Annotated in this window: 17 protein-coding genes; 2 read left to right on the top strand and 15 right to left on the bottom strand. The window is 42.5% G+C overall.

Annotation, left to right across the window (positions count from 1 at the left end; genetic code table 11):
- Positions 1–68 precede the first annotated feature (68 nt).
- Positions 69–1037 (bottom strand): arsenic resistance protein, encoded by a 969-nt coding sequence (locus tag N5852_RS01685; protein WP_262098643.1) that lies wholly within the window; start codon positions 1035–1037, stop codon positions 69–71.
- A 354-nt stretch (positions 1038–1391) separates the two neighbouring features.
- Here N5852_RS01685 and N5852_RS01680 point away from each other — a divergent pair, with 354 nt between their 5' ends.
- Entirely contained in the window at positions 1392–3425 is a 2034-nt protein-coding gene (locus N5852_RS01680; protein WP_262098642.1) for a TonB-dependent receptor, heme/hemoglobin family, read from the top strand.
- Positions 3426–3507: 82 nt separating this feature from the next.
- On the opposite strand, the gene N5852_RS01675 is transcribed toward N5852_RS01680, so the two are convergent.
- From N5852_RS01675 to pcaD, 10 genes are all read right to left on the bottom strand, one after another.
- Positions 3508–4125, bottom strand: a complete 618-nt coding sequence (locus tag N5852_RS01675; protein ID WP_262098641.1) for an NIPSNAP family protein — start codon at positions 4123–4125, stop codon at positions 3508–3510.
- Positions 4126–4215: 90 nt separating this feature from the next.
- Positions 4216–5940 carry an FAD-binding protein gene (locus tag N5852_RS01670; RefSeq protein ID WP_262098640.1) on the bottom strand — a complete coding sequence of 575 codons (1725 nt, stop codon included), beginning with the start codon at positions 5938–5940 and terminating at the stop codon, positions 4216–4218.
- Between the two features lie 13 nt (positions 5941–5953).
- Positions 5954–7690: an FAD-dependent oxidoreductase gene (locus tag N5852_RS01665; protein WP_262098639.1), complete on the bottom strand. Its 1737-nt coding sequence runs from the start codon at positions 7688–7690 to the stop codon at positions 5954–5956.
- 143 nt (positions 7691–7833) lie between these two features.
- Positions 7834–8871, bottom strand: a complete 1038-nt coding sequence (locus N5852_RS01660) for a Gfo/Idh/MocA family protein (RefSeq protein ID WP_262098638.1) — start codon at positions 8869–8871, stop codon at positions 7834–7836.
- Between the two features lie 33 nt (positions 8872–8904).
- The gene (locus N5852_RS01655; RefSeq protein ID WP_262098637.1) at positions 8905–9729 is read right to left on the bottom strand and encodes a sugar phosphate isomerase/epimerase family protein; all 825 of its coding nucleotides are present in this window, start codon (positions 9727–9729) and stop codon (positions 8905–8907) included.
- Between the two features lie 36 nt (positions 9730–9765).
- Entirely contained in the window at positions 9766–10566 is an 801-nt protein-coding gene (locus N5852_RS01650) for a shikimate dehydrogenase family protein (RefSeq protein ID WP_262098636.1), read from the bottom strand.
- Between the two features lie 142 nt (positions 10567–10708).
- Positions 10709–11335 (bottom strand): protocatechuate 3,4-dioxygenase subunit alpha, encoded by a 627-nt coding sequence (gene pcaG / locus N5852_RS01645; protein ID WP_262098635.1) that lies wholly within the window; start codon positions 11333–11335, stop codon positions 10709–10711.
- A gap of 1 nt (position 11336) precedes the next feature.
- Positions 11337–12077 (bottom strand): protocatechuate 3,4-dioxygenase subunit beta, encoded by a 741-nt coding sequence (pcaH, locus tag N5852_RS01640; protein ID WP_182418305.1) that lies wholly within the window; start codon positions 12075–12077, stop codon positions 11337–11339.
- Positions 12067–12468 carry a 4-carboxymuconolactone decarboxylase gene (gene pcaC, locus N5852_RS01635; RefSeq protein ID WP_262098634.1) on the bottom strand — a complete coding sequence of 134 codons (402 nt, stop codon included), beginning with the start codon at positions 12466–12468 and terminating at the stop codon, positions 12067–12069. The genes pcaH and pcaC overlap by 11 nt, the downstream gene beginning before the upstream one ends.
- A complete protein-coding gene (gene pcaD, locus N5852_RS01630) occupies positions 12461–13270 on the bottom strand; it encodes a 3-oxoadipate enol-lactonase (protein WP_262098633.1) in 810 nt (269 codons plus the stop codon). The genes pcaC and pcaD overlap by 8 nt, the downstream gene beginning before the upstream one ends.
- A 104-nt stretch (positions 13271–13374) precedes the next feature.
- Here pcaD and pcaQ point away from each other — a divergent pair, with 104 nt between their 5' ends.
- Positions 13375–14298 (top strand): pca operon transcription factor PcaQ, encoded by a 924-nt coding sequence (gene pcaQ / locus N5852_RS01625; RefSeq protein WP_262098632.1) that lies wholly within the window; start codon positions 13375–13377, stop codon positions 14296–14298.
- 16 nt (positions 14299–14314) lie between these two features.
- Here pcaQ and N5852_RS01620 read toward each other — a convergent pair whose 3' ends face one another.
- From N5852_RS01620 to N5852_RS01605, 4 genes are all read right to left on the bottom strand, one after another.
- On the bottom strand, positions 14315–14902 hold the full coding sequence (locus N5852_RS01620) for a HutD/Ves family protein (protein ID WP_262098631.1): 588 nt from the start codon (positions 14900–14902) through the stop codon (positions 14315–14317).
- 103 nt (positions 14903–15005) lie between these two features.
- The gene (locus N5852_RS01615) at positions 15006–16127 is read right to left on the bottom strand and encodes an AAA family ATPase (RefSeq protein ID WP_262098630.1); all 1122 of its coding nucleotides are present in this window, start codon (positions 16125–16127) and stop codon (positions 15006–15008) included.
- The gene (locus N5852_RS01610) at positions 16127–16948 is read right to left on the bottom strand and encodes an RNA ligase family protein (RefSeq protein WP_262098629.1); all 822 of its coding nucleotides are present in this window, start codon (positions 16946–16948) and stop codon (positions 16127–16129) included. The genes N5852_RS01615 and N5852_RS01610 overlap by 1 nt, the downstream gene beginning before the upstream one ends.
- A gap of 770 nt (positions 16949–17718) precedes the next feature.
- Entirely contained in the window at positions 17719–18600 is an 882-nt protein-coding gene (locus N5852_RS01605; protein WP_262098628.1) for a DUF4167 domain-containing protein, read from the bottom strand.
- Positions 18601–18775 lie beyond the last annotated feature (175 nt).

Raw genomic sequence — 18775 nt, 5'->3', positions numbered from 1 at the left:
ATTTATGTCAGAAAAATAACATGAGTAAATAATGATATTTGTAAGAAATATAACCTATGTTTTACACACTAAAGACGTTTGCTTATCTCAACATAAATCAATTGGCATAGCAACTCTATGAGGGTTTGCGTAACAATAATCGCCGGTAATAATGGCACGGCGTTTGGAATTGTTAAGGCAAGCGGCATAATCACCAAAGAATTACGTGTTGCCATACTAAAGGCAATACTGCGTTTTTGTGGTTTATCTAGATTGCAAATTTTGGCAAGAACTAACCCCAGAATTGGCGCCAAAATTGCAAAGCTGATATAAATCGGCAAAACAGTCAAAAGCGCTTTGCCAGCCAAGCCTAGTTGCGGTGCAATAGCTAAAATGACAATAAATAGCACCATGGCTGTAGCGGGAACTGGAAGACAATCAAAATACTGTTTTAAACGAAAGCCGAATTTTTGCCTTTTTGCCCAAATCTGCACAAGACTTGCAAGACATAAGGGCATAATGATCAGCCATAAAAATGCATCAATGAAGGGAGCAATTTGGATATAATTTGCTGCTTCTTTACTCAAAAAAAGTGATAAATAAAGCGGTAAAAACATCATTTGCAATAATAATAAAAGTGCCGTTGCACCAAGCAGCGCGCGCGCATCTCCTTTACCCATATGAGTGAAAGTCACTACATAATCGATGCAAGGTGATAATAATACCATTAAAACGCCAAGCTTCATTAAAAAATCCAAAGGGAAAATTTGACTTAAACCAAAAACAAGGCATGGAATGACAATAAAATTGCCAAATAGCAAAACTGATAAAAAGCGTAAATCTTTGAACACCCCACCAAGAGCCGCAAGCGGTACTTGCAAAAATGTGACAAAAAGCATGAAAGCAAGGGCTGGATTGATGAGATTTTCAAAAAAAGGTGTAAATTTTTGGCTATTGGGATTACCCAAAACAATAAGAAGTGCCAGCAAGACACTGGCAAAATAAATCCATGCTTGCCAATGCTCCAATTGCGTTTGTAATTTTAAAAATTTTTGCAAGCAAAAACCCCCTTATTGGTGCCAATTTTCCAATTATTCCAAATTACACACTTAAGATAAATTTTCCGTGAATTAATACTTGATTATTATAGTCATGTTTGATAGAAAAAATCTGTTTATGTAGAACATAGGTATAATACAGTATAAAGCCAGCAAAAATTTTAAAAAATAGCCAGCCATATTATATCTGCACCATCTTAAAATATTAAATCCTATTATTAAAATTTAAAGGCAAGTATTAGCTTCCTTTAAATTGAACGATTCTAAAGATAATTCCGATTTTTAAGATTGGTGCATTTGTTCATTTAATAAAAATGGTTCAATTAAATTTTTTTCTATTTTTGGAGAATACTTATGCGCGTTGCTTTTAAAATGAAAAAGCATCTTTTAATGGCTGGTATAGCACTCAATTCGGTCATCCTTTTGGTGGCCAATATTGCCCATGCCCAAGATAGTCATAGCGGCGAAAATAGTGATACATTGCAAACCGTAACGGTTACCGGCAGCAATGGAGCAATGACACCAGCTGGCGTAAGTGTTGTTACAGCTGAAGACATTAACCGCTATGGTAGTGGCAATTTACAGGATGTTATCCGTGATATTCCAGGTACTTTCACTTGGGATAATCCTAGCCAGCCCGGTCTTGCAATTAATATTCGTGGCTTTGAAGGCTCTGGCCGCGTTAACACCATGATTGACGGCGTGCGTCAAAACTTTCGCTTTACCGGCCATGATGCTTCTGGCTATTCCTATGTTGATTCAAACCTATTAACTGAAATTGATGTAGAGCGCGGTGCCGTTGTTGGTGCTGGCGGCGGTGCTTTGGCTGGTAGCGTTAACTTGCGCACTTTAAGCGTTGAAGATATTATCAAGCCCGGTCAAAATTATGGCGTTCTTGGTAAGGCATCATGGGGCAGCAATGGCGTTGGCTTTTCTGAGATGATTGCTGGCGGTGTGCGCAATGATATTGCTGGTGTTGCAGCAGCAATCAGCCGCCGTGATTCACGCGATTTTAAGGATGGTGATGGCAACCGTCAAAGCAATACCGGTCAAGAATTAACTTCCGGTTTGGTTAAAGCTGAATTTGGCTATGGTACCGATCATCGTCTTAATCTTGGTGGTGTTTTCTATAATAATGATTTTGGTGCAAATTCCTATAATCAAAATGTCAAAAATACTACATTAACCGCCAATTATTCCTATAATCCTGCGGATAATGATTTGGTCGATTTGCATGTCAATGCTTATTACAACCGTTTAAAAATGGAATATTTTGAAAATTTACGCGGTGTATGGGGAGGCTCTAGCGGCCGTGAAATTGAAGATCGTGGTGTTGGCTTTGATGTTTCCAATACATCACGCTTTAATCTTGGAGAGGTTGGCGTCAAATGGCTTTATGGCGTTGAATATTTCCGCGATAAGATTGAAGGAGCTAATTCTGGCGTTAATCCAAGTAATGGTACAGCAAGCAGTGGCGGCGTTTTTTCTGATACAACCTTCTCCTATAAGATTGTCGATCTAACTGCTGGTTTGCGTTATAATTTTTATAAAATGAATGGTGATGCAAAAGATGGCACTTCCCTTGTGGACCAATCGCATAATTCGGTTGATCCGCGCATCACCTTGGCGGTTAATGTTACCGACTGGTTACAACCTTATGTTACCTATTCACAATCTATGCGCAGCCCTACTTTGCAAGAAACTATGGTTGGCGGCATTCATCCAGGCAGCACAACCTTTGGCTTTATTGCCAATCCTAATCTTGAGCCAGAAAAGCAAAAGGGATGGGAACTTGGTGTAAATGTCAAAAAGGCTGATGTCTTTACTGCAGGTGATTTCTTCCGTGCAAGAGCTGCCTATTATGACATGGATATTAAAGATTATATCGTCAGTGAAGGGCGTGATGGTTGTGATCCATTGGCAAACCGTCGCTGCCAAACTTGGTATAATAATGTGCCTGGTACGTCCCGCGTCCGCGGTTTTGAAGCTGAAGCCCTTTATGATGCTGGCTTTGCCTTTGCTAATTTAAGCTATACTCATACAAAGTCCGATCTTCCCGGCATATTACCTGGCCTTGGTGCTAGCCAATATTTGCCAGATAATGTCTTTTCAATCGGTGGTGGTGCACGTCTATTCGAGCGTAAACTCACTGTTGGTGGTCGTTATCGATATGTATCATCAGGCAAGGTTTCAACCTATACAGGTGTTGATAAATCAGATGGCAGCTATGGCCTTGTTGATATCTTCACCACCTATAAATTCAAAGAAGATATTGAATTATCCTTTAAGGTCAACAACCTGTTTAACAAAACTTATACGCCATTCTTAAGCTCGGCGAATTCCGGTCAGGGTAGAACATTCCTCATTTCAACCCAGTTCCGCTTCTAATAGGTTTTTTTAAAATTTAAAAAGGCAGCCATTGATATAATGGCTGCTTTTTTCATGCATAAAATTTTGTACTTAAAATAGTTTAGCGTAAAGGGGAAATACTAAGCGGTACAGCAAGAAGCGAGCGCATATCGCTCGTTAGCCATTGTGGCCCACCAACTGGAGGCCAAACACCTTGCTTGACCGATTCACTGCGTAAATCAAAACGCTCACTCGCATTTTTAAATGGCCAAATATGGGTAATCCTTGGCTCGCCATCAATGCTATAAAGTGCAATCGTGAGGGGCGATATTTTTTCACGCGCTGGCACGGCATTTTCCCATGCTTTTAAAATATGCGGTAAACCGCCATGCTTATAGACATAGCTGCGCATTTCATAAATTGGGCCGAACTCACCAGCTTCAACTGGCTTTAAAAATGGAAAAGGAATGTAGCTATCCAAAACCAAATTGCTCATCCATTCTGAAGCGCCAAAAGGATTGGCGGCATTTAAGGTGCGCTGGCGCTCACTATTAAAATCATCTTCGCTATCAAAACCACGCAATAGAATAACTTGGTTTAGTGGTCCAACTTCAGTGGCAAAAGCCCCTAAAAGCTTGCCCTTTGCCCCCGATTGCGAGCAAAATTCTTCAATAGCTGGGGCGGCCTTGGCAGCGCCCCCCATGGCAAGCTGCAATGTTGCAATTTCATAGCGTTCCATAATAATTGACCTTTCTTGGGTTATATAAATTCTTTTTGGTTTGTATAAATTAAAGCGGCTTATCTCGATAAGCCGGCCGTAAAACTGACTTTAGTCTTTAAGTGAACCGGCAAGATATTTGCCAATGCGCCATCCAAAAACCATTGCTGGCCCAAGGGTTGTACCAGGGCCTGGATAGGTGCCACGAAAAATGGAGGTTGCATCATTGCCACAAGCAAAAAGCCCCTCTATCGGTTTTTGATCATTATCAACAACGCGGCCAAATTCATCGCAATCTATGCCGCCACTGCTAGCAAGATCATAGGGGCGGACACTCACCGCATAAAATGGCCCTTTACCCAAAACGCGCATACAAGGATTGGGCTTATTATCTTTATCGCCGTTAAAGCGGTTCATAACACTGCTTCCACGCCCAAAAGCTTGATCGATACCGGTTAATGCATCGTCATCATATTGCTTTACCGTATTGATGAGCCCTTGAGGATCGACATTGATTTTTTGCGCCAAAGCCGCCAATGTATCGGCCTTAATGATGTAACCCGATTGGATAAGTCGATTAAGTCCAACGCCGCCCGGCAATACGAGGCCCAAACCATATTGGTGGATAAAGGCATCATCAACAATCAAATAGGCTGGTATGGTTGGCACCATTTTATTGGATTGCAACGCCCCCATACAAAAATCATGATAACTATTGGATTCATTTACAAACCGCTCGCCCTTTTGGTTTACAGCCAAAAGCCCAGGCTTAGCGCGATCTAAAATAATATGCGGCCAAACCGCCATTTCACCATTTGGCTTTTTATGAAATGAACATGGCATCCATAAAGCAGGGCTATCACAACCATCATCAAGCCGCGCGCCAATTTTAATGGCATTGTCAACACCATCACCATTATTGCTTAAAGGCGCAAGGCACTGCACCCTTGTCCCTTCAGGATAAAGCGATTGGCGCAATTCCTTATTATTAGCAATGCCACCTGTTGCCAAAACAACGCCTTTGCGCGCGTGAATAATACGTATGCCGTTAGGCGTTGCGACTTTAGCACCAATAATGCGGCTGTTTTCTCGTATAAGTTCTTTAAGACTATGCTCAAATTCTGGCATGCAGCCTTGCTGTTTAAGGCTAAAAAATAGCCGTGCAACCAGCGCATTGCCCATTAATACGCGAGTCCCGCGTGAAAAACGCAAACGATCTTTAAAATAACGACTAACAATTTTTAAAGTTGTCTTTAAATTGGCAAGGCTTTTAAAGCGATTTAAGATGATATCCAATTCATCGCGGCCAACCATCATGCCGCCAAGCCCCATAAATTCAGGGCGCGGTGGTCGCACCCGCTCAAAATCCTTGCCAAGCAAGCGGCCATCAAACGGCAAAGGCGATAAAGCCCTGCCGCCGAAGGCTGCGCCGTCACCATCAAGATAATCAGGATGGGCTTTGGAAGCCACAAATTGCACTTCGGTCTTTTGGGTAAAATCATCAATTGCGCTTGCGCCAGAGCGCAAGAAAGCTAACCGCTTAGCTTCACCGCCGCGATTACCAATAATGGCTTTTAAAAATTTTTCAGCGTCTTTGGCGCTATCAGCAACACCAGCTGCAACACTTAGACTAGTACCCGGTACCCATGTTGTACCGCCTGATGTTGCAGTAATGCCGCCAACTTGTGTGGTTTTTTCGCATAGCAAAACCTCAAGCCCTTCAAGCTTAGCAATTAACGCTGCACTCATGCCGCCAGCACCAGCACCAAAAATCAAAACATCTACTTCCTCAATAGTGTTTTGAGATAAAGGCGCATTTGGCTTACTCCCTGACATGTTTAATCCTCCCCTATGCCTTATCTTGTACTTTATTGCGCGCAACGGCAACATTTTCACCAATAATGTAACCAAAAGTCATTGCAGGCCCAAGGGTTATGCCGCCGCTTGGATAGGTTCCGGCAAAAATGCTATTCATATCATTGCCTGCTGCAAATAGCCCATTAATTGGCTCGCCATGACCATCAAGTACCCGCGCTTTGTCGTCACAAATAAGGCCAGCAAAAGTTCCCAAACTGCCAGCGGTAATTTCAACGGCAAAAAATGGAGCTTTCACTATGGGCGCAATACATGGATTGGGTAAATGATCTTTATCGCCTTGCGCCAATTGATAGGGCGTTGTGCCACGGTGAAATTCATTATCGATACCCTGCTTAGCATCGCGGTTATAATTGGCAATGGTTGCTTGTAAAGCACCTTCATCAATACCGCATTTTTGGGCAAGTTCTGCCACGCTATTAGCACGTTTTAAATAGCCATTTTTAAGCCATTTAGAAAAAGGCACAGGAAAAGGCTTGACCGCACCAAGCCCGTAACGGCGGATAAACCTATGGTCAGCAATCAGCCAGGCTTTTACTGGCTCGCCCTTTGGGGTTGCATTGAGCAGCCCGACCATAAAATCATGATAGGATATATCCTCTGCAACAAAACGTTTTCCGTCTTGTCGCACGGCAATAAGCCCTGGCTTACCACGCTCCACCAAATGGGGAAAACGGTTAAAGCCACCTTGCAGGTTAGGGACTAAGGACACTGGCGCCCAAGCCCCTGATGATATCAATGTTTCATCAACCAAGGCTCCAATATTTTCAGCCATTTTTAAGCCATCACCATCAACACTTAAAGGCGCGGCACTTTCATGGGGCGAGCCATTTTGCACATGGTCAAAAAGCCGTTTCTTTCTTAATTGGTCGTGAGGGAAGCCGCCCGTTGCGAGCACCGTGCCATATTTAGCAAAGACTTGTTTTTTGACACCATTTTGCGCAATAATTGCGCCACAAACATCATCATTATTTTTTATCAAGGATAAAGCTGGAGTGTCAGATAAAAGCCTGACATTATAATGCTGGGCCGATTTTAACAAACGTGCCACCAGCGCATTGCCATTAACAATTTGCGTTGAACGACGATAAAATGCCAAATCATAAAAATGGCGCATAAGCCGCTTTGTTACATGGCTAAAGGACGATATTGAGCGCAAAGCAGTTAAAAATGCCCGCATATCTGCGCCTGATGCGATGGCCATGCCCATAAGCGTCATTTGCGGAATGGGTTTGCGCAATTTATAAAGGAGAGATCCTAATTTTCGTCCATCGAAAGGTGCTGCAACCACCGAGCGACCGCCAATGACTGCGCCATCGACCTTGCCATGAAAATCAGGAACGGCATTGCCGCCATTAAAAGCAACATCAGTTTTTGTTTCAAAAAAATCCACCATTTCAGGGGCTTTTTTCAAATAGGTATCCACCATCACGTCATTATAGCGGCTGCCCATAATATTTTTTAAATAAAGCCGTGGCGCATCATCCCCCTCAATAATACCAGCTTTTTTGGCATGCGATGTTTGTGGTATCCATAGCCAACCACCAGAAAAAGCCGTAGTACCACCAAAATAAACGTCTTTCTCCACCACCAAGACATCAAGTCCGTGATAAGCGGCGGTAACTGCTGCTGATAAGCCACCAGCGCCAGAACCAATAACCAGTAGGTCACATTCTATCTGTTCCATATCGCTAGAAGGACGGTTTTGCATTATAACTGCTCTTTTCTGCTGATCTGCAAAAACTAAAAGCCTGAGCATTTCCAGCTAAAGTTGGTTCAACATTGGCGTCCGGATAATGCGTCAAATTGAAGAATTTAAAGCACGATGTCGCTTCAACAATAAACAGATGTGCTCTAATCAAGATGAATGGTTTGGCCGCTTTGTGCTGCTTGTTTAACGGCAAAAGTAACCCGCAAAGTTTCCAATCCCTCACGCCCAGACACCAAGGGTTGCGCTTTTTTCAAAATAACCTCGCGGAAATTTTCCAATTGCAAAATGAATGGATCAATCAATGGGCGGTCATTGTCGCTTTTTTCAATTGGTTTAAGCCAAGTGCGCTCATTGGTATAACTCCACAATTCAAGGCTTGGCAGTGCAAGCGAACCATGGGTGCCACCAATATAATAGCTATTTTGCTGCGTTGGGGGAAAATCAGGATTTTCACGTGCGGTAAGTTCCCAGCTCCAAGGCGCGCTAATCGCATCAGAAATGGAAAGGGTGACAATAGTACCATTTTTAAAATGCAATAATGCACCGCAGCTTTCTTCATTTTCAAAACCACGAATTTGCTTTGTTTCAACTGCTTGCACGGTTTTGACATCGCCAAAAAGATAACGCAAACAATCAATATCATGGATCATATTGACAAAAACTGGCCCTGCCCCTTTTATCTGCCGCCATTGTGCATTAAAATAATCATCAGGCTTTAAAATCCAAAACATGCAGTGAGCAGCAAGGACTTGGCCTAACTTACCAGAGTCAATAATATTTTTAGCCGTTTGCAGCATGGGATTATGGCGGCGGTGATGGCCAACCATAAGCGGTACATTATTTTTTTCTGCCGCTTCAACCAGTTTTAAGCCCTCATCAATATTATCTGCAATTGGCTTTTCCATTAAAACTGGAATTTTGGCAGCTATTGCTTCAAGCCCATTGGCCACATGAAATTGATTAGGGGTAGCAATAATAATGCCATCGGGACGGTCACTTAATAGCATGGTTTTAATATCAGGATACCACGGAACATTGAGGCTTATCGCATAGTCTTTTGCGGCATCAACAGGATCGATAATTGCCGATAATTCCACATTTTTATCTTGTGCAATAATAGTGACATGGCGTTTGCCAATAAGACCTGCGCCCATAACTGCAACGCGAATTTTACTTCCCATTTCTCTCTCCCTTATGCCTCCCAAAGACGCGTTTTAGACATAGTCTCGCTGTGCAAGGTCTAAAATTTTGCGTGCAGATTCAATCGCCATACGCGCGCAGTTTTCAACGCCAAAGGCGTTAATAATTTCATGGCTGGCAACTTCGATGCTAATTGGGGTATTTTGCGGTATAACCTGCATCAAGGCTGGTAGATCAATGCCGCCATCGCCGGGCATAAGCCGTGCGCCCCTTGCAATGGTAATTAGCTCTTCATCGCTTTTGCCATAAGGCACAGGCCCATCACATAATTGCACATAATGAATCATTGATGGGGGAAGCGCCACCACATCATCAAGGCTTGACGTGCTGCGGTCAAAATGCAAGGCATCAATCAGCACTCCGCCATTTTTTTCGCCCGCTTTTTCAACAATATTACGAGCCTCGTTTAAAGATTTAACTGCCGTCCATGGCATAAATTCAAGGTCTGCGGTAAGATTGGCGGTTGCAGCAAGCTGGCAAAATTCGGCAAAATTATCGCTAAGGCCTGCGACATCAAAATCATCGCCAGCAACCAAAATATTTTTTGCACCCAATTCATAAGCGCGTTCGATAAAGGGTTTAAAATCAGCAATATTGGTTTTGTCCTTAAGGCGAATAATTTCGACATCGCCAACGGCCATATCATAATCAAGCAATGCTTGTTTTGTATCATTTAGCAATTGCTTATCGGTTAATAATGGATAGGCAGGCTCGGTTGGAGCAGCAGGTAACATGCGCAAACCAACCGCTTTATAGCCATATTGAGCAGCAATTTTAATAGTTTCAACCGGTGAAATATTGCCAACGGTTAGAAAAGCAAGCGAAAAATAATGCGGCATCTTATTGCATCCTTAAATGAGCAATGCATTTTCAATTTACGCGTTTGGATCTTTTGCCAATAGGAAATTGACGACAAGATCCCGCACCTTGGCAAACATATCAACACCAAGCACAGTTGGTGAACCGCGCTTTTTAGCCTCAATAATCCAAGCTGTTTCAACGGGTTTTGCAATCACATCGCCAGCCCAAGTATGAGCGCTAAGGGTTGTTACATCAAAGGGTAGCGGATCATCATCACGCATGCCAGCTGGGCTTGCATTAATGGCGCCATCAAAACCGCTCACATCGCGGCTACCTTTAACAACACGGCAAAGCCCCAAGGCATTTAAACGTGCGATATTATCATTTTGACGGTTTTCATCCATGTCAAAAATTGCAAGTTCGCCAACGCCATTGGTAACAAGGGCATGAGCAATAGCACTGCCTGCACCGCCCAAGCCGCATAATAAAACACGCTTACCAACAAACTCACAACCCTTGGCATTTAAAGCAGCAATATAGCCAAGGCCATCAACCATATCGCCTGAAAGACCGTTTTCATCTTTACGCACAACATTAACCGCATGTAAAAATTTAGACCTATCGCTTAAATGGTCGCAAAATTGCGAACCTGAAATTTTATGAGGAATGGTGACTAAAATACCATCAAGATTTTTAACCGTTTTGGCAGAGTTAAAAAATGTTGCTATATCTTGGCTTGCAACATTGGTTGGAACGCAAACCGCATTAAGCCCCAAATTTTGCAAAGCTGCGGTCACTCCGACAGGTGCTTGTACTTGTGCTATTGGATCACCAACCACAAAATAAAGCCGCGTTGATCCATCTAATTTTGTCATCAAAACCTCCCAATTTTGATATGGGTAAAACCTAACCCAAAGGCCGATTGGCCACATCTCCCGTTATTTTTGCCCTTACATAATTCAAGTCTTGAAAAAGCTTAAAATTTACAGTTACTTAGAATTTGCAAGGGCAAATTATCTACATATCAAGAAACACCGTTTCGCCTTCACCTTGAACAATAATATTAAAGGTAAAAACAGGCACGCCATCACGCATCGATTTTTGTGCAATTAATGTTTCACGGCGTTTTTTGGCATCAATGCGATTTAAGAGCGGATCCTGCTCATTTTGCTCGACCATATCGGAAAAATAAGCACGGGTATGGAGCGCCATATTAATACCGCGCGCACCAATCCAAAAGGTAATATGCGGCGCTTGTTTGAGCCCATCGGGATAGGGTGTCGCACCTGGGCGGATGGTTTCAAACTGGAAGAAAGCTGTGTCGCTTGACGCTGGTTGACGTCCCCAACCAGTAAAATTGCTATCAGCTGCGCCACGCGTTTCGTTAACCGAATTATAAAGACCATCCGCATCAGCTTGCCAAATCTCGATTAAAGCATCTTTGATTAGCTCGCCGCCCCCGTCAAAAACTTGCCCCTCAATAATAATACGCTCGCCTTTGGTGTGCGCATTAATCATTTTATTGCCTAAATCTTCAGGATAAACGCCATGAATACCAACATAATTGGGCGTTGCACCAATATGGATATAAGGGCCAACCGTTTGCGAAGGGCTTTCTTTTAAATAGTTTAGTTCTTGTGCCATTTTAATTGCCCTCCATACGGTTTTCAAACATAGTTGAACGTCGTCCACGCAAGACAATATCAAACTTATAGGCAAGGCTATCCATTGGAATAGTGGCACTACGGTCAAGAGCTGCAATAAGCCGATCAATAGCCGCAGGATCAGGAATTGTCTTAACAATCGGGCACTGCCAAATCATCGGATCGCCTTCAAAATACATTTGGGTGATAAGACGTTGAGCAAAGGCATGGCCAAATAGCGAAAAGTGAATATGGGCGGGGCGCCAATCATTAACGCCATTTGGCCAAGGGTAAGCACCAGGTTTAATGGTGCGAAACATATAGCGTCCCTCTTCATCGGTAATGGTACGCCCACAACCACCGAAATTGGGATCAATTGCAGCAAGATAAGTTTCTTTTTTATGACGATAACGTCCGCCAGCATTTGCCTGCCAAAATTCAAGCAAAGTATTGGGTAGCGGCTTGCCATTTTCATCCAAAATACGGCCATAAACAACAATACGCTGACCAATTGGATCGCCATCCTTGGCGTAATTGCGAATAAGGTCATTATCATATTGCCCCAAAATATCATGACCAAAAACTGGGCCAGTTATTTCAGATATGGTGGCAGGCAAGGATAAAAGTGCATTGCGCGGCGAACGTAAGATGCTAGTTTTATAATCTGGCGTATAGGCGGCTGGGTGCCATTCTCTATCGCGTTGAAAATAATTTCCACCCCGTTCAAAAAAATTATTTGTCATTATTTTCCTCCACTTCCTGCAATTCTTTTTTAGCGATTTTTATAGCGCTATTGGCGGCAGGAACACCGGCATAAACTGCGACATGCATTAAAGCTTCAAGAATATCTTCAGGACTTGCACCTGTATTGCGCGTTGCACGCACATGCATGGCAAATTCTTCTTCATGGCCAAGAGCAGCAAGCAAGGCAAGCGTTACAATTGAGCGCTCGCGCTTAGAAAAGTGATCGCGTGACCAAAGGCTTCCCCATGCGCCTTCAGTAATAAAGGTTTGAAAAGCGTCATCAAACGGTGTAGCACTTGCCAAAGCTTTATCAACATGAGCATTGCCAAGCACAAGCCGACGTGTTTTCAAACCATTTTGATAGCGTTCACTATGCTCATTATCACCCATGGACTTCCTCCGAAAGAAAACTTTTTAATAATTTTATTGTTGCTTGCGGCTGTTCGATGCACGGTAAATGGCCACATGCGTCAATAAGTTCAAACCGCGCCCCCTTAATCGATTGTGCAGTTTCTTTGACCAATTCTGGCGGTGTCGAACCATCTTGTGCGCCAGCAATAACAAGAGTAGGAAGCGCTAATTTTGCAGTTTGCTGACGTAAATCGCTATCGCGCAAAGCCGCACAGGCGGCACAATAGGCGCTTGTTGGTGTACGCTCCAACATATTGCGATAGGCTTGATAGGCAGCTTGCTGATTATTTTTAAAATCATCGGTCAACCAGCGCATCATGATTTGTTCGCCAATAGCTGCAATACCATGCGCCTTTATGGTATTGATCCGCTCATTCCAAGATTGCTCAGTGCTGATTTTCGCCGCCGTATCCATGAGCACCAAACGGCTAACCCTATCCTTAAAACGATAGGCATAATTTTGAGCAATAAGACCACCAACCGATAGGCCAATAAGCGTTATATCGCTATCCCAACCAATATTTTGCAACAAAGCATGCAAATCATCCGTTAAAAGATCAATCGAGTAACAATCATCTTGCAAAACTAAACCAAGATCTGTCAGCCCATGCCCGCGTTTATCATAGCAAAGACAAGCATAATCGTCTTTAAGACCTGCAATAACATCATTCCAAATACGAAAATCTGTTCCCAACGAATTGATAAAGACAAGGCGCTCGCCGTCTTGACGACCAGCAGTTTGGTAATGCATGACTATATCATTGGCGATGGTAAATTGCATTGGTCTGTCCTCCTAATAATTGTTCTAAATGAATTGACAGATTATGTAAAATGATAAATTATACAAGAAATATAACTTATAGGTTATTTAAACCCGGTGATAAAATGCTACCCAGTGATCTTATTCGGCTTCGCCATTTAAAAACATTTCAAGAAGTTGCACGGCAAAAAAGTATTAGCGGTGCGGCTAATGTGTTGGCGATTACCCAGCCCGGCGTATCAAAAACTATTAAAGAGCTGGAAACCATATTAAATGCCGAATTATTTGATCGTAGCCACCGCACTTTGCGGCTAACCCCAATTGGCAAGCGTTTTTTAACTCATATTGAAAATTCGATGCTGGCGTTAAATCAAGGTATTGAAGAAATACAAGAAGCTAAAGAACGCAATGCACTTCCTTTAAAAATTGGTGCTTTACCAACCGTATCGGCGCGGCTATTGCCAAGAGCAATCTTGCGCTACAACACCAAGAAACTTGGGGGTAAGCCAGTGATTGTAACTGGCTCTAATGGCTACCTTATCCGTGATTTGCGCGAGGGTAAAGTGGATATTGTCCTTGGCCGCATGGGGGAACCAACAGAAATGATGGGGTTACACTTCGAGCATCTTTATTCAGAAAAAATATGCTTTGCGGTGCGCCCCGATCACCCACTTTTAGCCCTTAAAACTTTCGATATAGCTAAAATTGCCCAATATGATTTCATCATGCCATCCGAGCAATCAATTATTCGCCCTGCCGTCGATAAATTGATTTTGATTGCCAATTTGCCGCGCCTTAACATTATTACTGAAACAGTTTCAACCTCATTTAGCCGTTCTTATGTGCGGGCAAGTGATACAGTTTGGGTGATATCGGAAGGCGTTGTTTTAGAAGATATTGCCAGCGGTGCATTAGCCGCATTGCCAATTGATACTTCATCAACCCTTGGGCCAGTTGGCATGACCTTGCGAGCGGAAGGAACGATATCCCCTGCCGTTGAATTTTTTATGAATGAAGTGAGGCGCGTTGCATTAAGTTTTGGCAAATAAAATTTAAGCCTATATTTTATGCGTTGTTCATAACAAATATGGCAATGACATTGGCATTTTGTGGCAAATTATCAAGCACATCGCCACCATCAAAAATAAGCGTATCCAACTCGCCTAAAGCTACCAGTTTTTCACCAATGGTTAAGTCTGTGCCTGCGGTTGCAACCAAAAATATCTTAATAATTTGAGCCGCATTAAGTGGCGGTAAAGGCTGGTTTAAACGCTGCATATGATGCTGGAAATAATGACGATTGGTCATGATATTAAGATCAGTCGATGCGCCGCCGCTCACCTCTGCATAAACCTTGGCTTCACCTATAAATGAATAACAATCGCCATTTTGATTAAGGACGATTTTACCCGTGTTATTATCCATGTCATTAATGGTTAAAACAACATCATCGCCTTTTATTAAAGCAATTGTACGGTCAATATCTGGAAAGGTGGAAAATGGACCAGACTTTGAAATGGTAGCAATGCTCACCCGCCAATCTGGAGCTTGTTGGGTACTTTTTTCACTATTGCCGAATGCCACTTCACGGGTTTCACCTCCGCCATTTTTCCATGGCATTACTTTATAGTCACTTGCTTTAATGTGCTTCATTTGACACCCAATAATAAGATTTTTAACAAGCATATAATATTTGCTGCAAAACTCAATTAAATAGCCGAGCATTTGTTCAAAAACACTCGGCTATTCTGGTCAATCAGGTAATGATCCAATGGACATGATGCGCCTCAAGCAATGTTGCCGGCTCCCATTTGGCAGCAAGACCAGCAATGATGTTTTCTGGCACCCTAGCTTCACGCTTTTTGTTTTGGCTATAAAGCTGAACACTATTGGTCACAAGCCCATGAATTTCAACACGGAAACCATAGTCGCGGCAAAGCTTGATGGCGCGGCCGCGATTAAGCTCGCTAATATGAACAGCATTCCAAACAAAGCTTTGTTCACTCCGCAAATATTCCCTTGCTTGCTCGAGCGCTGCTTGCACCACTCTCCCTTGATTTTTCGTTGAAAGAATTCCCATTTCCTCCCTGATCGCATCAAGCGATAGCACCGGTAATTCTTGCAAATGCTTGCCAATATAGGTGTCTTTGCCTGCCCCCGGCAAACCACTTAATATATGGGCTGTTGCCGTTGGCTTTTCATATTCCTGATAGTCCTCATAGCGGTCAGGCTTTTCAAAATATGAAATCCGACTTTCATCATTGGCAAAAGAATATGGCGCATTAAGCATGGATTCTTCGTTCAAAAATTGCCGCAAAAGTTCAAGCTTAAATGCGGTTTGTTGGACCTGCGGTGAAATGCGACCAAGATTATCAGCCTCTGCCAAAATAAGCAGCGGCCGCCAATCATAAATCCATGAAAACTCAATAGCTTGACGCTTCATCCTATCACTTTTCCAAATATGGAAAGGCTTTTGATGCCAAGCAATCAACCAATAGACCTTTTCAATAATTGGCCAAGCAACACCATTATGCCATAAAAGATCAAGCACCCGATGCGCGCCTTTAAGAGCATGCCCCGGCTGACTAATGCGGATACGTTTTTCAATCGGATCCCACAATTCAACCGTTGTGCGCGGTTTAGCAAGGTCATGCAAAAAAGCAGCAAGCAGCAAAATAATTTGTTGCTCTTTATCGCTACTTTGAAAACCGTGATGATTAATCATACAATCAACCACCATTTGCGTATGAATCCAAACATCGCCTTCACCATGATAGACTGGATCATGAGGGCAATTGGCAAGAAGATCAGCAAAAGGAAATATGGCTTTTGCTAATTGGATATCGCCATCGAAAATGCTTTTAAGCCAAGATTTCATCACTCATCTCCTTTCATTTGATAAAGTGCATCATTCTTAATGAGGCCGTTTGGTACAATCGGACGCGAATGCCAATGGCTATTATTGTCAATGATCGTTTGCACAAAATTTGGCCGCACAAACTTAAAGCGCATGGTGACAATGCCATTTTCTTCCACCTTGCCGTAAATACCTTCTGACAATTCACTGGCTTCAAAACGCGACATATTGCGTGCCTCATCGAGCCCCTCGCGTTTTAGGGTTGCAGCCAAATGGTCTCGCCAATTTAAACTGCGATAAAGCGATGGCTGGATAAAGCTTTTAAGATGATCAAGACTTAGAGCTGGCCCTTGATATAAAACCGGCACATGGCAAAATGGCAAATCCAGTAATAATTGATGGCGCGAGGGCGTATCAAGAAAGACTTGGTTTTGCGTATCAAACACATCAAATTCATGAAAATAATGCGGCAAACAGTCATAATACAAAGTATGACCTGCAAAAAGCCATTCACCATAGACAATATAACGGTTAGCCAAACGATCAAAAAGCGCGTCTTCTAGTGCAAGCAATAAATCCTTGAAGCGGTTGAAATGCCGTTCACGACCAGCGCGCCGTGCTAAATCTAGATAATGCCCACGGCTTTGACCAAAAAGCGTTGCATCATCATGAAAACCAAAGCCCGTATTAGCACCATCCAGTTTTTCTTCATAAACCACATTGCGCCCCAAAAGCGCTGAAAATGGTATAATATCCGCTTGTTTATCACCTTTTTGCAAGCCTGATCCATCAAGATGCGGTGTCGAGGGATATTTGCGGATAGAATTGAATAAATGAGACATAATAGATAACTCTTTTAAACACAGAATATTTCCAACCAAAAGCGTGAAAACGGCCTTAGTTAAAAATGCTCTAAGAGTTGCCCAAAGAAAACTATTGTAAAGACAAGCAAAAGCATCATTAGTTCTGCGCATAAAGACGCAATAAACCAATCCTTGCCAAGCATTATGACAAGAGCTTAATCGCCCTAATATTTGGCGGAGCCAATCTGTCTTCAATAAAGTGACTTTTACCAAAGACATGATTTACCATTGCCTCATGCATAATTGCATAAAACCCAAGCAAATCGGCTCCTGACAAAGATCACATTCTTTGACAACCAATATTCATATTTTGTGAGAAATGTGCCAACAATAATTGATTGAGAAATCAAAGGTGATTTCTTTTCTTTATTATTAATTATGCGGCAAAAAACTATCTATTACATTATTCCGTTCCTTTGATACGAAACGGTTACCATAGCTTTCATATAATTACAATTATGATAAACAAATGTATTTTAATATACCTTAAGATAAATCGAGTAAGTGATAATTATACATCAATACAATAAAGCGGTTTTCCGACAAAAAACGCGGTGTAAACAATGGATTAGAGCGCATATCTGATCCAATCAGATCGAAATGCGCTCTAATATCGGAATAGTTGCAAGATAAGCACTTATTAAGTGCAGAAAATACAAAAAGGGGAAGCAAGTAAAACCATGCATCCCCTTTAAAATCAACCCAATATCTAATGAAATTTTAAAATTTTATTTTGTTATTTTAAAAACTCAAGCTTCTGTTTGTTCAACTTCAGCTTTGGTCGTGCGGCGCTTACGGCGCGGCTTTTCTACCACGACTTCATCAGCATTAGCGCTATCGGTGTCAATCACTTTAGCTGCGCGAGTGCGAGTTGCCCGTGGCTTACTAGCTGGCTTTTCTTTTGCGTCAACACTAGGTGCTGCAGTTTCAACAGCAACAACTTTCGGCTCCGCTGCCTTAACCTCGATTTCATTCTTTTGATCATTACGCGATGCTGGAACAACAGATGCTGAAGCAATTGAGGCAACTTCTTCTTGTGCATTATTGTTTACATCAGCCGCTATTGATCTATTTTGGTTTGAGCTATCGCGCTCATAATTACGTTCACTATTGCGGGGATTACGAGGTTGCCGTGGATTACGGCGCAAACCATTGCTGTTGCGGCCATTATAAGAGCGATCGCGCGCTTTGCCATTATGTTCCGCAGTTCCTGTATCAAATGAAGCCACTTCAGGATCATGATCAACAATAGGTTGTGGACCTGTTCCAGCTGGCTCGTTTTCGACAACTTCATTTGTATCAGCGCTCACCAATTCAAAATTGTCATCATTATGCTCTTCACGATTAGAACTTTGCTGGATATGCCCTTGGGCAGACAAAATAATGCGCATATAATGTTCAGCATGCTGCAAATAGTTTTCAGCCATAACCCTATCGCCCGATGATTGCGCATCCCGTGACAATGTCAAATATTTATCAGCAATATGCTGGGCATTTCCACGAATTTTGACATCTGGCCCACTACTTTCGTAGTTTCTTGTTAATGGATTTGGGCCTCTGCGATTATTGTTATTATTATTGTTGTTATTATTGCTACGTCCGCGCATACGCCTATTTTGTTGTGGCCTCATAATCTACTCTTTTTTGGTTATAGCGATCTTGTCTTGTATAGAGATCTTGTGCCAGTGTTGTAATTCACTGAAAAAACCACTTTAATATTGACATTTATAACGTCAATAATAGCGGTGAAATTTGCCTCTTAAGCGAATATTATGCTGAAGAACCAAACCACGATAGCGGATATTG

Origin of the sequence: Bartonella sp. HY328 (assembly GCF_025449335.1) — a bacterium.
Taxonomy (GTDB): Bacteria; Pseudomonadota; Alphaproteobacteria; order Rhizobiales; family Rhizobiaceae; genus HY038.
Note: the sequence above shows the minus strand (reverse complement) of the source record. Positions and strands in the feature narration are given on the sequence as shown.

Coding starts and splice junctions, on each gene's coding strand:
- pcaQ (WP_262098632.1), top strand. CDS start 13,375: ATGCTACCCAGTGATCTTATTCGGCTTCGCCATTTAAAAACATTTCAA.
- pcaC (WP_262098634.1), bottom strand. CDS start 12,468: ATGGGTGATAATGAGCATAGTGAACGCTATCAAAATGGTTTGAAAACA.
- N5852_RS01675 (WP_262098641.1), bottom strand. CDS start 4,125: ATGGAACGCTATGAAATTGCAACATTGCAGCTTGCCATGGGGGGCGCT.
- N5852_RS01670 (WP_262098640.1), bottom strand. CDS start 5,940: ATGTCAGGGAGTAAGCCAAATGCGCCTTTATCTCAAAACACTATTGAG.
- N5852_RS01665 (WP_262098639.1), bottom strand. CDS start 7,690: ATGCAAAACCGTCCTTCTAGCGATATGGAACAGATAGAATGTGACCTA.
- N5852_RS01610 (WP_262098629.1), bottom strand. CDS start 16,948: ATGTCTCATTTATTCAATTCTATCCGCAAATATCCCTCGACACCGCAT.
- N5852_RS01650 (WP_262098636.1), bottom strand. CDS start 10,566: ATGACAAAATTAGATGGATCAACGCGGCTTTATTTTGTGGTTGGTGAT.
- N5852_RS01620 (WP_262098631.1), bottom strand. CDS start 14,902: ATGAAGCACATTAAAGCAAGTGACTATAAAGTAATGCCATGGAAAAAT.
- N5852_RS01660 (WP_262098638.1), bottom strand. CDS start 8,871: ATGGGAAGTAAAATTCGCGTTGCAGTTATGGGCGCAGGTCTTATTGGC.
- N5852_RS01680 (WP_262098642.1), top strand. CDS start 1,392: ATGCGCGTTGCTTTTAAAATGAAAAAGCATCTTTTAATGGCTGGTATA.
- pcaH (WP_182418305.1), bottom strand. CDS start 12,077: ATGACAAATAATTTTTTTGAACGGGGTGGAAATTATTTTCAACGCGAT.
- pcaD (WP_262098633.1), bottom strand. CDS start 13,270: ATGCAATTTACCATCGCCAATGATATAGTCATGCATTACCAAACTGCT.
- pcaG (WP_262098635.1), bottom strand. CDS start 11,335: ATGGCACAAGAACTAAACTATTTAAAAGAAAGCCCTTCGCAAACGGTT.
- N5852_RS01655 (WP_262098637.1), bottom strand. CDS start 9,729: ATGCCGCATTATTTTTCGCTTGCTTTTCTAACCGTTGGCAATATTTCA.
- N5852_RS01605 (WP_262098628.1), bottom strand. CDS start 18,600: ATGAGGCCACAACAAAATAGGCGTATGCGCGGACGTAGCAATAATAAC.
- N5852_RS01615 (WP_262098630.1), bottom strand. CDS start 16,127: ATGAAATCTTGGCTTAAAAGCATTTTCGATGGCGATATCCAATTAGCA.